At 63.1% G+C, this 13216-nt stretch carries 13 protein-coding genes and 1 riboswitch; of the genes, 8 read left to right on the plus strand and 5 right to left on the minus strand.

The annotated features are described in order from the left end of the window. Nucleotides 1–219: 219 nt before the first annotated feature. Nucleotides 220–1044: a class II glutamine amidotransferase gene (locus tag DFO46_RS16370; protein WP_110790221.1), complete on the minus strand. Its 825-nt coding sequence runs from the start codon at nucleotides 1042–1044 to the stop codon at nucleotides 220–222. Between the two features lie 246 nt (nucleotides 1045–1290). Between DFO46_RS16370 and DFO46_RS16375 the strand changes: the two genes are divergently transcribed. Together DFO46_RS16375 and DFO46_RS16380 are read left to right on the plus strand one after the other, a co-directional pair. Continuing rightward, nucleotides 1291–2202: a pirin family protein gene (locus DFO46_RS16375; RefSeq protein WP_120278003.1), complete on the plus strand. Its 912-nt coding sequence runs from the start codon at nucleotides 1291–1293 to the stop codon at nucleotides 2200–2202. A gap of 71 nt (nucleotides 2203–2273) precedes the next feature. Then, nucleotides 2274–2669, plus strand: coding sequence for a GFA family protein (locus tag DFO46_RS16380; protein WP_120278004.1), 396 nt, complete (start codon nucleotides 2274–2276; stop codon nucleotides 2667–2669). Between the two features lie 6 nt (nucleotides 2670–2675). Here the strand turns inward: DFO46_RS16380 and thiD are convergent, their stop codons facing one another. Further along, nucleotides 2676–3503: a bifunctional hydroxymethylpyrimidine kinase/phosphomethylpyrimidine kinase gene (thiD, locus tag DFO46_RS16385; protein WP_120278005.1), complete on the minus strand. Its 828-nt coding sequence runs from the start codon at nucleotides 3501–3503 to the stop codon at nucleotides 2676–2678. Between the two features lie 54 nt (nucleotides 3504–3557). Continuing rightward, a riboswitch (TPP riboswitch) is annotated at nucleotides 3558–3654 on the minus strand. Between the two features lie 123 nt (nucleotides 3655–3777). On the opposite strand from thiD, the gene DFO46_RS16390 reads away from it, so the two are divergent. Next, nucleotides 3778–4452 (plus strand): HAD-IA family hydrolase, encoded by a 675-nt coding sequence (locus DFO46_RS16390; protein ID WP_245422581.1) that lies wholly within the window; start codon nucleotides 3778–3780, stop codon nucleotides 4450–4452. A gap of 49 nt (nucleotides 4453–4501) precedes the next feature. On the opposite strand, the gene DFO46_RS16395 is transcribed toward DFO46_RS16390, so the two are convergent. Beyond that, the gene (locus DFO46_RS16395) at nucleotides 4502–6085 is read right to left on the minus strand and encodes a peptide chain release factor 3 (protein WP_120278006.1); all 1584 of its coding nucleotides are present in this window, start codon (nucleotides 6083–6085) and stop codon (nucleotides 4502–4504) included. 87 nt (nucleotides 6086–6172) lie between these two features. Here DFO46_RS16395 and dut point away from each other — a divergent pair, with 87 nt between their 5' ends. Both dut and DFO46_RS16405 read left to right on the plus strand, forming a co-directional pair. Beyond that, nucleotides 6173–6649, plus strand: a complete 477-nt coding sequence (dut, locus tag DFO46_RS16400; protein ID WP_120278007.1) for a dUTP diphosphatase — start codon at nucleotides 6173–6175, stop codon at nucleotides 6647–6649. A gap of 91 nt (nucleotides 6650–6740) precedes the next feature. Next, nucleotides 6741–7541, plus strand: coding sequence for a GNAT family N-acetyltransferase (locus tag DFO46_RS16405; protein WP_245422582.1), 801 nt, complete (start codon nucleotides 6741–6743; stop codon nucleotides 7539–7541). Nucleotides 7542–7562: 21 nt separating this feature from the next. Here the strand turns inward: DFO46_RS16405 and DFO46_RS16410 are convergent, their stop codons facing one another. Next, nucleotides 7563–8195: a LysE family translocator gene (locus tag DFO46_RS16410; protein ID WP_120278009.1), complete on the minus strand. Its 633-nt coding sequence runs from the start codon at nucleotides 8193–8195 to the stop codon at nucleotides 7563–7565. Between the two features lie 127 nt (nucleotides 8196–8322). Here DFO46_RS16410 and DFO46_RS16415 point away from each other — a divergent pair, with 127 nt between their 5' ends. The 3 genes from DFO46_RS16415 to DFO46_RS16425 all read left to right on the plus strand — a co-directional run bounded on the left by DFO46_RS16415 (nucleotide 8323) and on the right by DFO46_RS16425 (nucleotide 11410). Further along, nucleotides 8323–8940, plus strand: coding sequence for a LysE family translocator (locus tag DFO46_RS16415; RefSeq protein WP_110790229.1), 618 nt, complete (start codon nucleotides 8323–8325; stop codon nucleotides 8938–8940). A gap of 168 nt (nucleotides 8941–9108) precedes the next feature. Further along, entirely contained in the window at nucleotides 9109–10077 is a 969-nt protein-coding gene (gene cysK, locus DFO46_RS16420) for a cysteine synthase A (RefSeq protein ID WP_120278010.1), read from the plus strand. 283 nt (nucleotides 10078–10360) lie between these two features. Further along, complete coding sequence (locus DFO46_RS16425) at nucleotides 10361–11410, plus strand: HWE histidine kinase domain-containing protein (RefSeq protein WP_120278011.1); 1050 nt, start codon at nucleotides 10361–10363, stop codon at nucleotides 11408–11410. A gap of 135 nt (nucleotides 11411–11545) precedes the next feature. Here the strand turns inward: DFO46_RS16425 and DFO46_RS16430 are convergent, their stop codons facing one another. Beyond that, complete coding sequence (locus tag DFO46_RS16430; protein ID WP_120278012.1) at nucleotides 11546–13075, minus strand: YifB family Mg chelatase-like AAA ATPase; 1530 nt, start codon at nucleotides 13073–13075, stop codon at nucleotides 11546–11548. Nucleotides 13076–13216: the final 141 nt, after the last annotated feature.

Consider the following 13216-nt stretch of genomic DNA (forward strand, 5'->3'; position numbering starts at 1 on the left):
CGACGTGCATACCCGGATGTATGTGCGAGCCGATCGCCGCTGATCCAGGCGGAAAGATGCCCGGCCCTTCGGGTTGGCTGAAACGGGCCGCCTGATCGACCGGCCGGCTTGGCCGTAGGCAGTAGCTACGACACGCGCCGGCCGGTCGACCATCCGACTCCGTTTGAGCCAACAGAACTGATTCCATTTAGAAATGAACGGCTCTAGAGAACGACGTTTTCAGCCGGCCAGCGCGATTGGCCGGTCCGGCGCCATGTCGATCCGCGCGGAGACCGGCTTGAACTCGGCAGCCTCCAACCCCTTGGCACTCAAGATCACGGCACTCGAAGCCGGGATTTCGACCCAGGTATCGGCTTCGTCGTTCAGCGGCTCGGAGACGAGGCAATAGCTGCCCTTCGGCCCCATGGGGGCGGCGTAAAGCGTGGGGGCAAATTCATCGGTCGAATAGCGGACAGCATACAGCGTGTCGCCATCCGAGAAGGCTGCGGTCAGGCGGATGCCGGCGGCGCCTGCCAGGTGCAGGCTGATCTGTTCGACGAAACCGACGGCCTCTGCCATGGCGGCAAGCGGGCGATCCTTCATGCCGAATTGCAGGGCCAGCAGGAACAGAAGTTCGCTGTCGGTGGTGCCGACGCGGGCGTGGAAATGCTCGTCGTCGAGCATGGCTTCCATCGGCCGGCGAATGCGGTCGAAATGATCGATCTGGCCATTGTGCATGAAGGACCAGGTGTCGTGCACAAAGGGATGACAGTTGTCGCGACGGGTCGATCCATGGGTCGCGGCGCGCACATGGGCGAGGAACAGCGGCGAGCGGATCTGGCGGGCGAGGCTTTTCAGATTGCAGTCGGACCACGCCGGCAGGACATCACGAAAACGGCCCGGCTCCGGCCGGTCGCCATACCAGGCGATGCCGAAACCATCGGCATTGGTGGCGGTCTTGGCGCGGGTGGCGCAATGGGACTGTTCGATGAGCGAGTGGGCGGGCGAGGTGACGAGTTCCTCGAGGAAGATCGCTTCTCCGCGATAGGCTGCCCAACGACACATGCGTTTCACAACTCCGGAAGGCGCCGACACAAGGGCTGCCCGACAACAGTGTTGGCCCGATAGGCTAACGATTTGCAAACATCCGGACGTTCATGACAGAATTTTGTCGGCCGTCGCAATCTTTTTCTGCAGTGCAGCAGGGGCAAATGTGAACACTGCGTTCCGCCCTCCGCTCCTGTGGCGCGGCGGCCAGAGCGGTTATATCTTGCTCAACACGCAACGCATTCGGCCAAGGAGCCAGTCCCCATGTCCATTCGTCCCGTCAAGCATGAGAGCCGCGCCACACCGACCATGGAAGGTGCCGGCGTCAAGCTGCACCGCGTCTTCGGCTTCGGTGATCCCTCGATGACCGACCCCTTCCTGATGATGGACGATTTCCGCAATGACGATCCGAGCGATTACATCCGTGGCTTTCCCTGGCATCCGCATCGCGGCATCGAGACGATCACCTATGTTCTGGCCGGCACCGTCGAACATGGCGACAGCCTGGGCAACCAGGGCATGCTGGGCGCCGGCGATCTGCAATGGATGACGGCCGGCAGCGGCATCATGCACCAGGAAATGCCGAAGGGCGATTTCGCCGGGCGGATGCATGGCTTCCAGCTCTGGGCCAACCTGCCCTCTTCCCTCAAGATGACGACCCCGCGCTACCAGGACATCAAGTCGGCCGACATTCCTGTCGTCGTCGACGATGACGGAACGGCCGTGCGTGTCATCTGTGGCGACTTCTGGGGCAAGAACGGCCCCGTCGACGGCATCGCCGCCGAGCCTGTCTATCTCGACATCTCGGTACCGCCCGGCAAGCGCAAGACCTTCCCGGTCGATACCTATCGCTCGGCTTTCGCCTATATCTTTGCCGGTTCCGGCTCTTTCCGTGACGCCTCCAAGCCGTTCGGGGTGAAGGTCGAGAAGGAATACATGGGCGAAGAGCTCAACATCCGCGATCTCTCCGGCAATCGCACGCTGGTGGTCTTCGACACCGGCGACGAAATCACCGTACAGGCCGGCGAGCAGGGTATCCGCTTCCTGCTGGTGACGGGCAAGCCGATCAAGGAGCCTGTCGCCTGGCACGGGCCGATCGTGATGAACAGCCGCGAGGAGCTGATGCAGGCCATGCGTGAACTGCAGAATGGAACCTTTATCAAGGCCGATCATTAATAGGATGCAGTCAAGTTCATCTCGCCCGGCGGTCCTCCAGCGCCGGGCTTTTCTTTGCCCGGAGGTTGCCCATGCGGATCACCGGTGCCTGCCATTGCGGCGCTGTTCGTTATGAAGCGGAGATAGACCCCCAGCGGATCGGCATCTGTCATTGCACCGATTGCCAACGCCTGACGGGCTCTGCCTATCGGGTGACGGCGGCCGCCCTTCCCGATCGTTTCCGACTCCGCTGCGGCACGCCGCGCCGCTATCGCAAACTTGGCGACAGCGGCCAGCCGAGTGACCAGTTCTTCTGCGGCGATTGCGGCTCGCCGCTCTGGCGAGAGAGTGCCGGCGGGAAGATCAGCATCCGGCTTGGGACCATCGACCAACGCCTTGAGCTCAAACCGCACCACCAGTCATGGCTGGGCTCCGCCCTGCCCTTCGTGTTCGATATCAGCGGGCTCGAACGCCAGGAAGACAGCTGAGGCTGTTCAGTCCGCCGCACCGGCGCGCCAGAGCGCATGGAAATGATGTACGGGTCCATGACCGCTGCCCACTTCGAGCTGGTCCGCCATGGCAATGGCCTGCTGCAGCCAGAGTTTGGCAGAGGATACCGATTCGCCGAGCGGCTTGCCTTTGCCGAGCTCCGCAGCGATGGCGCTCGACAGCGAGCAGCCGGTGCCATGGGTGTTGCTGCCGGCAATCCGCACGCCTTCGAACCAGCTGATGCCCTCCCCGCTCAAAAGGCAATCCGGGCTTTCCGGCCCGGCGAGGTGGCCACCTTTCATCAATATGGCGGTCGGGCCGAGGGCCGCCAGCCGGCTGGCTTGCTCGGCCATGGTCGCACGATCGGCCGCTTCCCGTGCGCCAAGGAGGGCGGCGGCTTCCGGCAAGTTGGGGGTCAAGAGCGTGGCAAGCGGCAGCAGCCTGTGCTTCAAAACAGCGATTGCCTCCGGATCAAGCAGCGCCGCCCCGCCCTTGGCGATCATGACAGGATCGTGCACGACGGGAATGCCGCGATGAGGTTCGAGGGCGCGGGCGACGGCCTCGGCAATCCGGGCATTCGCGATCATGCCAATCTTCACCGCATCGACGCGGATGTCGGCAAAGACCATGCGGATCTGCTCTTCGACGAAGTCGGGGGCGAGCGGGCAGACGGCCGAGACGCCCCGGGTGTTCTGGGCGGTGAGCGCGGTGAGCGCCGCCATGGCATAACAACCGCGCGCGGAAATCGCCTTAATATCCGCCTGGATGCCCGCGCCGCCCGATGGATCGGAGCCGGCGATGGACAGGACGTTGCGGATGGACGTGGTCGTCATGGGCGCGCTCCCTTGCAAGGGCGGAGCGACGGCGATCTACAGCAGTCCGGCTGCCGAAACGACCGATCGACTCCCTCCGCCAGCATGATCTGGTTCAGGTTCAAAGGGTGCTTCTCAGCCCGGCTCTCGCCAGACGCCCCTGTCTCTCATGGTCAAGACTAGGCGAGAGCGGACGTCCTGTCACCTGTCTCTCGCTGCTCCCCACTTAAACATTTGCCGCCGAAGCGCTCTCCGGCTAGGGAGGGATCGACACGACAGAACGAGGACCCCGCTCTTGCATCACTCCCCCGAGCGTCTTTTCGACCGACCTTTTCACGGCTTTCTCTTCGACATGGACGGAACGCTTCTGAATTCCACCGCCTCCACCGAGCGGGTCTGGAGTCGCTGGGCCCGCAAACACGGACTTGACGTCGAAGCCTTCCTTCCGACCATGCATGGCAGACGCGGCATCGATACGATCCGTGGGCTGAACCTGCCAGGTGTCGATCCATTCGTGGAAGCGCTGGAGGTCGAACGCGGGGAAACAGAGGATCTCGACGGGGTTGTGGCCCTTCCCGGTGCCATCGCGTTTCTCTCAAGCCTGCCGCCGGAATGCTGGGCGATCGTCACCTCTGCGCCCGCAGCCCTGGCGCGCGCGCGGATCGGCGCTGCGGGCCTGCCCTTCCCGGCAAAAATCGTGACGGCGGAGGATGTAAAGGTCGGCAAGCCCGATCCGACCGGCTATCTCCTCGGCGCAGAGCGGCTTGGTTTCGATCCGGCGCAGTGCCTGGTGTTCGAGGACGTGCTGGCCGGTGTTCAGGCGGGAGAGGCTGCCGGCGCGCAGGTTGCCGTGATCACGGCAACGCATCGCAATCCGCTGGGCACGGACCATCCGACCATTGCGAGCTATGAAGAGCTGGCGGTGACCGTCGACGCCGAGAAACGCTTGCGGATCGTCGCGCGCGGCTGACGGCTGAAAGGCGACACCGGGCCTTCAGGCAGGCCCGGTGCAATGATAATCACGCCGCCTTGGCGACGTGGTATTCCTTGATGGCGACCATCTTGATCGCCGGATAACGCTCGGCTTCGTAACGCAACGAAAACTGGTCCTGCGCCATGAAGACGGGATCGCCGTCGAGGTCCCGGCAGATATCGCCGCGACGCTGGGTCATGAACTTTTCCAGATCGTCCTTGTTGTCGGCCGAAATCCAGCGGCAGACCGAGAAGCGCGACATTTCGAAGGAAACCGGGAGCGTGTATTCTCCCTGCAGGCGTTCCTTCAAGACATCGAGCTGCAGCGCGCCGACGACGCCGACGATGGCGGGGGAGCCATCTTCCGGCGAGAAGAGCTGCACGACGCCCTCTTCGGCCATCTGCTGCAGGGCTTCCTTCAGCTTCTTGGCCTTCATTGCATCTTCCAGCCGCACGCGGCGGAGGATTTCCGGCGAGAAGTTCGGCACGCCCTGGAAGACGAGGTTTTCGCCTTCGGTCAGCGTATCACCGATGCGGAGTGTGCCGTGGTTCGGGATGCCCACCACGTCGCCGGCAAAGGCGGTGTCGGCCAGCTGGCGCTGCGAGGCGAAGAAGAATTGCGGGGCGGTGAGGCCCATCAGCTTGCCGGTGCGGGCGAGCTTGGCCTTCATGCCGCGCTCCAACTTGCCGGAGCAGATGCGGGCAAAGGCGATGCGGTCGCGGTGGTTCGGGTCCATGTTGGCCTGGATCTTGAAGACGAAGGCCGTCATCTTTTCTTCCGAGGCATGCACGGTTCTGACATCGGCCACCTGGTCGCGCGGCGGCGGGGCGAAATCGCCGAGCGCATTGATCAGGTCGCGAACACCGAAATTGCGGAGCGCCGAGCCGAAGAAGACCGGGGTCATATGGCCTTCGAGGAAGGCCTTGTGATCGAAGGGCTTGCAGGCTTCCTGCGCCAGTTCCAGCTCGTCGATGAAGGTGGCGCGCTCGTTTTCCGGCAGGTTTTCCGCGACGTTTCTCGGGCTGTTGACGGCCAGCGCCTCGACCTGCTTGTCGGATCCCCGGAAGGTGTTTTCGACCAGATTATACGAGCCGCAGAAGCTCTTCGAGCGGCCAACGGGCCAGGTGATCGGGGCGGTGTCGAGCGCCAGCTTCTCCTCGACCTCGTCGAGGATCTCGAAGATATCCCGGCTTTCGCGGTCCATCTTGTTGACGAAGGTGATGATCGGGATGTCGCGCATGCGGCAGACTTCGAAGAGCTTCAAAGTCCGCGGCTCGATACCCTTGGCGGCGTCGATGACCATGACGGCGGCATCGACGGCCGTCAGCGTGCGATAAGTGTCGTCGGCGAAGTCTTCGTGGCCGGGTGTGTCGAGAATGTTGAAGACATTGCCTTCATATTCGAAGGTCATGACAGAGGTGACGACCGAAATGCCGCGCTCGCGCTCGATCTTCATCCAGTCCGAGCGGGTCTGGATGCGATCCTTCTTGGCTTTCACTTCACCGGCAAGCTGGATGGCGCCGCCGAACAGCAGCAGCTTTTCGGTGAGCGTCGTCTTACCGGCGTCCGGGTGGGCGATAATAGCAAAGGTGCGGCGGCGGGAGACCGCCTCTGCGAGGGTTTCAGCCATAATCTCAGGAATTCCTTTTGGTCGGCGGTTATCTAGCGTTTCGACGGCCAATATGCAATTGAGCGCGACAAACAAAGGAATGTGCCCATGTCCTCCATTCGCTCCGACGTGCTCGGCCCTCACCTCAATCTGAAGCGCCTGCCGCATGGCGAAGGTCTCGACCTGCCGGGTTACGAGACGACAGGGGCTGCGGGCATGGATTTGAGGGCTGCCGTGACGGCTGACGAACCCATGGTGCTGTCGCCGGGCCGCCGGGCGCTGGTCCCGACCGGTTTCATCTTCGAGATTCCCTTTGGCTTCGAAGCGCAGATCCGGCCCCGCTCCGGCCTTGCCTTCAAGAACGGCATTACCTGCCTCAACACGCCCGGCACGATCGACAGCGATTATCGCGGCGAGGTGAAGGTGCTGTTGATCAATCTCGGGGACGAGGATTTCGTCATTGAGCGCGGCATGCGCATTGCGCAGATGGTGATTGCGCCGGTGACGCAGGTGCTGGTGGCCGAGGTGACCGAGACATCAGACACGGCGCGGGGTGCGGGCGGTTTCGGGTCGACGGGGGTGTGAGAACACGGGCATGTCGGAGAGACTGAGCCTGCGGCAAGGCTATTTCGCCGATCCCAAGGCCTTTCAGGCACTCGCGGATCTGCTGCACGACGTGTTCGGCATCGACATCACTCTGCAGAACCGTCTCGGCGGACCAGACCCGTCGTCTATGCCGTTCGGCTATTTCGACGAGGCCGGGCGCTGCATTGCCAATTTCTCGGCATTTTCCATGCCGCTTGTGATTGAGGGGCGCGTCGTCAAGGCGGCAGGTTTTCAATCCGGTGCCGTTCGCCCTGACTATCGTGGACGGGGTCTTTACCGTGACCTCATGCACCGCGCCTTTGCCTGGGCTGACGCTGAGGGTTTTGAGGTCGGCATTCTCTTGACCGACAAACCGGACCTTTATCGTTCTTTCGGGTTTCAGGTTGTCCCGCAGTTCCACTTTTGCGGAAACATGCCAAAAACCTCTTCCAGAGAGATCCATTCGCGGGATCTCGACCTGGCAAATGCCGACGACATCATGTTGGTCTCAGGCATTCTGGCCAACCGCCAACCGGTTTCCAGGATGTTTGCCGTCCAGCGCCAGTCCGAGATGTTTCTGCTCAATGCCCTCTTTGATCCGGAGATCCGGCTGAGTTACCTACCCGCTCTTGACACCGTCATTGGCTGGAAGATCGATGGCGACACTGTGCAGTTGCTTGATATAGCTGCCCGCCAGATACCTTTGATGGCGGACATCTGCGCCGCCTTGGGGGTCCCGCTTGAGCGGATCGAGGTGTTTTTCCCGACGGATCGCCTGGGGTGGAGCGGCGACGCGGAACCCTATGCCGGGTCTTGCGCGTTGATGGTCAGGGGGATTGATCCGTCCGCCGTACCCACGCCCGCCATGCTGTCGCCTATGGCTGATTTTTAACCGGTAGCATGATCTCCCCCGTCAGCGCTGTGCTTCCGCCACCATGCGGATGGCGAGGGCCGCCAGGACCGTGCCCATCAGCCAGCGCTGCGCCACCATCCAGAACGGACGGCCGGCGAGGAAAAGCGTGATCGTCCCGGCGGAGAGCGCGATCAGCGCGTTGACGGATACGCTGATGACGATCTGGGTGAAGCCGAGGATGACGGACTGGACAAAGACGCTGCCCAACACCGGATCGACGAATTGCGGCAGAAGCGACATGTAGAGGATCGCCACCTTCGGATTGAGCAGACTGGTGACGAAACCCATGACGAAGAGTTTTCGCGGACTGTCGACCGGCAGGTCTCGCACCTGGAAGGGCGACCGACCGCCGGGGCGTAGCGCCTGCCAGGCGAGCCATGCGAGATAAAACGCACCGCACAGTTTCAGCAGTTCATAAGCCATCGGGACGGCCAGCAACAGAACCGTGATGCCAAGCGCCGTGAGCAGCATGTAGACGAGAAACCCGAGCGCCACGCCGCCGAGCGAGACGAGGCCGGCGGCGGGCCCCTGGCAGATCGAGCGCGACACCAGATAAATCATGTTGGGGCCGGGTGTGAGCACCATGCCGAGACAGATGAGGGCAAAGGCGGCAAAGGCAGCAAGGCTCGGCATGCGGAGGGCTCCGGGATGGCGTTGTGCCACTTAAGATGCGGCGCTCGTCCGCTGCAACGGGGAACGTGTCACCGTTGCAAGTCTCTCCGCCCCAGACTATGGAAATCTCACGGAGAGGGAGGCCATCATGACACTTGCCACTGTAATCGCCTATTGCGGCGCGCTTTTCATTGCAGCGGCCATTCCCGGCCCCGGGATGACCGCGATCGTCGCCCGCGCGCTCGGCTCCGGCTTCCGGCCGACCTTCTTCATGGGGCTGGGCCTGATCCTCGGCGACATCATCTATCTGACGGCGGTGATCCTCGGCCTGGCGCTGGTGGCGAAAACCTTTGCCACCGTCTTCGTGGTGATCAAGTTCATCGGCGCTGCCTATCTCGTCTATATCGCCTACAAACTGTGGACAGCGGGGCTTCTGTCGCAATCGGTGACGGCCGACAAGGAAAGCCGGGCCGGCCGCTCCTTCCTGTCCGGCCTGCTGGTGACGCTCGGCAATCCAAAGACCATGCTGTTCTACATTGCGCTGGCGCCGAGCCTTCTGCCGCTCAGTGCCATCGGGCTGTTTGACTACCTGCTGTTGATCAGCCTAACCTTCCTGGTGCTGATGGCCGTTCTCATCCCCTACATCCTGCTCGCCGCTCAGGCTCGGCACCTGATGAAGCGGCCCTCGGCGCTGAAGCTGCTGAACCGTGGGGCGGCCGGGATCCTGGCCAGCACCGCCGCCTATATTGCCGCTCGGCCTGTCTGACCGACGGGTTGAGACCTTGAGCCGATGTAGGGGCAATCCAGCCGACCTTGAGGCGGTCGGCGGAGGAATATTTCCCTTTTCAAACACGGCACGGAGAAAGGGTTCTGGCGGGCGGGAAACAATGTGCTTATCCTTGCGTGCAAGCAAAATTCTGCAGGGAGACGAAACATGACGGATGCCAAGAAACCAGGCCGCGGACGCGTCTATGGATCGATCACCGAAACGATCGGCGACACGCCCATCGTTCGGCTCGACAAGCTGGCCAGGGAAAAGGGCGTGAAGGCGCATCTGCTCGCCAAGCTCGAATTCTTCAATCCGATCGCCTCGGTCAAGGACCGTATCGGGGTCGCGATGATCGAAAGCCTGGAAGCCCAGGGCAAAATCACCCCCGGCAAGACCACGCTGATCGAGCCGACCTCCGGCAATACCGGCATCGCACTTGCCTTCGCCGCCGCTGCCAAGGGCTATCGGCTGATCCTCACGATGCCCGAGACCATGTCGATCGAGCGCCGCAAGATGCTGGCCCTGCTCGGGGCCGAACTCGTCTTGACCGAAGGCGCAAAGGGCATGAAGGGCGCGATCGCCAAGGCGCAGGAACTGGCCGAGGCGACACCGGATTCGATCATCCCCCAGCAGTTCGAGAACCCGGCCAATCCGGAGATCCACCGCAAGACGACGGCGGAAGAAATCTGGAACGACACCGAAGGCTCGATCGACATCTTCGTTTCCGGCATCGGCACCGGCGGCACGATCACCGGCACCGGCCAGGTGCTGAAGGCAAAGAAGCCCTCCATCCAGGTGATCGCGGTCGAGCCGGCCGACAGCCCCGTGCTTTCGGGCGGCAATCCCGGTCCGCACAAGATCCAGGGCATCGGTGCGGGCTTCGCCCCTGCCATCCTCGACACCAAGATCTATGACGAGGTCGTCACCGTCACCAATGACGAAGCATTCGAGAATGCGCGGCTGGTTGCCCGCCTCGAAGGCGTGCCTGTCGGGATTTCCTCAGGGGCCGCACTCACGGCTGCGATCAAGGTCGGGCAGCGCCCTGAAAACGCCGGCAAGACGATTGTGGTGATCATCCCCTCCTTTGCCGAGCGCTATCTCTCGACCGCACTGTTTGCCGGTCTCGGCGAATAACAGCCGGCTAGACGCGGTCTCTGAAGGCCGCGTCTGCCATGCCTTTCGCCACATCATCTGCGCCCGGCCAATTTCCGGTCGCCGGCATCAGGGGGCATCGATCCTACCAGTCTCAATTCGCGCGCATTGGCTGCAGTCGGGCTTTGCGGTGGGGCGGAAATGCGTTCAAATCGTCCAGATCCCTGCTTGCGATGAGCGTTAAATCGATATCAAGCTTGGCGGGTTGTCGCCAATGCACGGCTCAGCTAGGTTCGTGAGCACTTTCGTATCGATGACGAGGCCCATGCGCGCATATTTCGACACACTGCCAGCCTTTGCTGCTGTCCAGAAAACCCTGTCCGGCAAGGACAAGGTTGTGACCTATGGCGCGAGCCTGTTCGTCTTCCTCGTCGCGCTTCTGCTGCGGGCCTGGCTTGACCCGCTGATGCCCGCCGGTTTCCCCTTTCTGACCTTCTTCCCGGCCGTCGTCATCTGCGGTTTCGTCTTCGGTGTGCGGCAGGGCATTCTGGTGTCGATTCTCTCCGGACTTGCCGCCTGGTATTTCTTCATTACGCCCTACCGTTTCGACGTCTCCGCCGGCACGCTGGTGGCGATGGGGCTCTATGTCTTTGTCATCGTCACGGATCTCACGCTCATCCACCTGATGATGGCGGCCTACCGGGCCGAGATCGCCGCCCGGCAGGAAACCCAACGGCTGGCCGACGGCCAGGAGGTGATGGCGCAGGAGCTCGACCATCGGCTGAAGAACATCTTCGCCACCATCAACGCCATCATCAGCCTGTCGCTGAAGAACGCCTCCAGCGCCGAGGAACTGGCAGCCCGACTGCGTGACCGGCTGACCGCGCTCGGTCGTTCAAACCTGCTCCTGCGCGGCCTGCGCGAGGGCGAGGACGCCTCCCTGCAGGCGGTCATCTTCCAGGCGCTCGAACCGTTTGCGGTGGTCGGCACGCCGCGCTTCTCGGCCTCCGGCCCGCGTGTGCCCGTCGGTGGCCAGACGGTCGTGGTGCTCAGCCTCATCCTGCACGAGCTTGGCACCAATGCTGCAAAATACGGCGCACTCAGCGTCGGTACCGGCCAGATCGATCTCACCTGGCGGCTTGAGCAGCCGGAAGGCGAAGAGAGCCGGCTCGTCATCGAGTGGCGCGAAACCGGCGGCCCGGTCCCCACGCCCCCCGAAGCGGGCGCTGGCGGTTTCGGCTCCACCCTGATGAAGCGGGTGATTTCAGGCGTGCGCGGCCAGGCCGAAATGCACTATCCCGAAACCGGCGCCGTGATCCGAATGTCACTGCCAACCGACATGCTGCGGCCCAACGAGACGTCACAGCCCGCCTGACCATCGGCCACCAGACCCGCTCTGCCGCCCACCCGGTCCTTCGGGCCACACTCACACGGCGCTTTTACAGGCTGCATGTTCGCTCCAGCGTCAACACGGAGGCAAGGGCCCAGCCTTCCTCCGACTTGCCTATCCCTACGCAGCCGCTGCGAGGCGCTCCGAAGCGATGCGATAGGAGATCGCTTCGGCGAGGTGGATGCGGCCCAGAGTCTCCACGCCATCGAGATCGGCGAGCGTTCGCGCCACCTTCAAGACGCGGTGATAGCCGCGGGCCGAAAAACGGAATTTGTCCGCCGCATCGCGCAGGAGCTGCAGGCCGGAGGGGTCGGGTTCGGCGAGCGTTTCGATCAAGGCCGTGGAGCAGCGGGCATTCGTCGAAAAGGGCAGATCAAGCCGGGCAAAACGCTCGCGCTGGCGGTTGCGGGCGGCGGCCACGCGGCGGGCGACATCGGCGCTGTTTTCGGCCGTGCCGGGGCGGATCAGGTCGGAGGCCGAGACGGCCGGCACATCGATGCGGATGTCGATACGATCCATCAGCGGGCCCGAGATGCGGCCCTGATACTCCGTTTGGCAGCGGATGCCGCGGGCGCAGACATGGCCTGGCTCCCCCGCCATGCCGCAGCGGCAGGGGTTCATCGCGGCCACCAGCTGGAAATCGGAGGGGTAGGAGACCCGGTGATTGGCGCGGGCGATGATGCATTCGCCGGTTTCGAGCGGCTGGCGGAGCGCATCCAGAACCGGCGGGGCAAATTCCGGCAGTTCGTCGAGAAAGAGAATGCCGTGATGGGCAAGCGAGGCCTCGCCCGGTCGCGCCTTCAGGCCACCGCCGACGAGCGCAGCCATGGTGGCCGAATGATGCGGGGTGCGGAAGGGGCGCCGATCGGAGAGCTTGCCGCCGGACAGTTGCCCGGCGATCGAATGGATCATCGAGACCTCAAGCAGTTCAGGCGCCGAGAGCGGCGGCAGGATCGAGGGCAGTCGGGCAGCCAGCATGGATTTTCCCGATCCCGGCGGACCGACCATCAAAAGGTTATGTCCACCGGCCGCGGCCACTTCGAGCGCGCGTTTTGCGCTTTCCTGGCCCTTGATATCCGCAAGGTCAGGCAGGTTGGCGGGCAAGGCACGGACGGAGGGTTCCGGACGGGACAGGATCTGCGTGCCGCGAAAATGGTTGGCGAGGCCAATCAGGCTGCGCGGAGCGAGGATATCGAGTTCGGCGCCGGCCCAGGCGGCTTCAGCACCACTCTCGGCCGGACAGATCAGGCCCTTGTCGACACTGTTGGCGCTGATGGCGGCCGGAAGCGCGCCGGCGATGGGGGCGATGGTGCCGTCGAGATTGAGTTCGCCGATGACCAGATAGCCAGAGAGGGCGTCGCCCGGAATGGCGCCGAGGGCCGCCATCAGCCCGAGCGCGATGGGCAGATCGAAATGCGAGCCCTCCTTCGGAAGGTCTGCGGGTGCCAGATTGACGGTGATCTTCTTGGGCGGCAGCGAGAGACCCGAGGCATGCAGGGCGGCCTGCACCCGCTCCCGGCTTTCGGCGACCGCTTTGTCGGGCAGGCCGACGATCTGCATGCCGGCCTTGCCGGGGGCCACCATGACCTGGACATCGACGGGCACACCCTCGATCCCCTGGAATGCAACCGTACTGACACGCGCTACCATTGCCCGCCCTCGCCGATCGATCTGAAGCCGTCACCGCAACTTCATATTGCGTGCAACGACGGGAACAATCTCGCATAAGACGCAGAGAATAGCAAGAACGTTTGCAGAACATTCACATCTGCAGGTAAGCGTCCGGTTGTG

The organism is Rhizobium sp. AG855 (genome assembly GCF_003610655.1).
Lineage (GTDB): Bacteria > Pseudomonadota > Alphaproteobacteria > Rhizobiales > Rhizobiaceae > Allorhizobium > Allorhizobium wuzhouense.

Excerpts from the sequence above, each read along its gene's own strand:
- DFO46_RS16370 (WP_110790221.1), bottom strand. The coding sequence starts at position 1,044 with ATGTGTCGTTGGGCAGCCTATCGCGGAGAAGCGATCTTCCTCGAGGAA.
- DFO46_RS16375 (WP_120278003.1), top strand. The coding sequence starts at position 1,291 with ATGTCCATTCGTCCCGTCAAGCATGAGAGCCGCGCCACACCGACCATG.
- DFO46_RS16380 (WP_120278004.1), top strand. The coding sequence starts at position 2,274 with ATGCGGATCACCGGTGCCTGCCATTGCGGCGCTGTTCGTTATGAAGCG.
- thiD (WP_120278005.1), bottom strand. The coding sequence starts at position 3,503 with ATGACGACCACGTCCATCCGCAACGTCCTGTCCATCGCCGGCTCCGAT.
- DFO46_RS16395 (WP_120278006.1), bottom strand. The coding sequence starts at position 6,085 with ATGGCTGAAACCCTCGCAGAGGCGGTCTCCCGCCGCCGCACCTTTGCT.
- dut (WP_120278007.1), top strand. The coding sequence starts at position 6,173 with ATGTCCTCCATTCGCTCCGACGTGCTCGGCCCTCACCTCAATCTGAAG.
- DFO46_RS16410 (WP_120278009.1), bottom strand. The coding sequence starts at position 8,195 with ATGCCGAGCCTTGCTGCCTTTGCCGCCTTTGCCCTCATCTGTCTCGGC.
- DFO46_RS16415 (WP_110790229.1), top strand. The coding sequence starts at position 8,323 with ATGACACTTGCCACTGTAATCGCCTATTGCGGCGCGCTTTTCATTGCA.
- cysK (WP_120278010.1), top strand. The coding sequence starts at position 9,109 with ATGACGGATGCCAAGAAACCAGGCCGCGGACGCGTCTATGGATCGATC.
- DFO46_RS16425 (WP_120278011.1), top strand. The coding sequence starts at position 10,361 with ATGCGCGCATATTTCGACACACTGCCAGCCTTTGCTGCTGTCCAGAAA.
- DFO46_RS16430 (WP_120278012.1), bottom strand. The coding sequence starts at position 13,075 with ATGGTAGCGCGTGTCAGTACGGTTGCATTCCAGGGGATCGAGGGTGTG.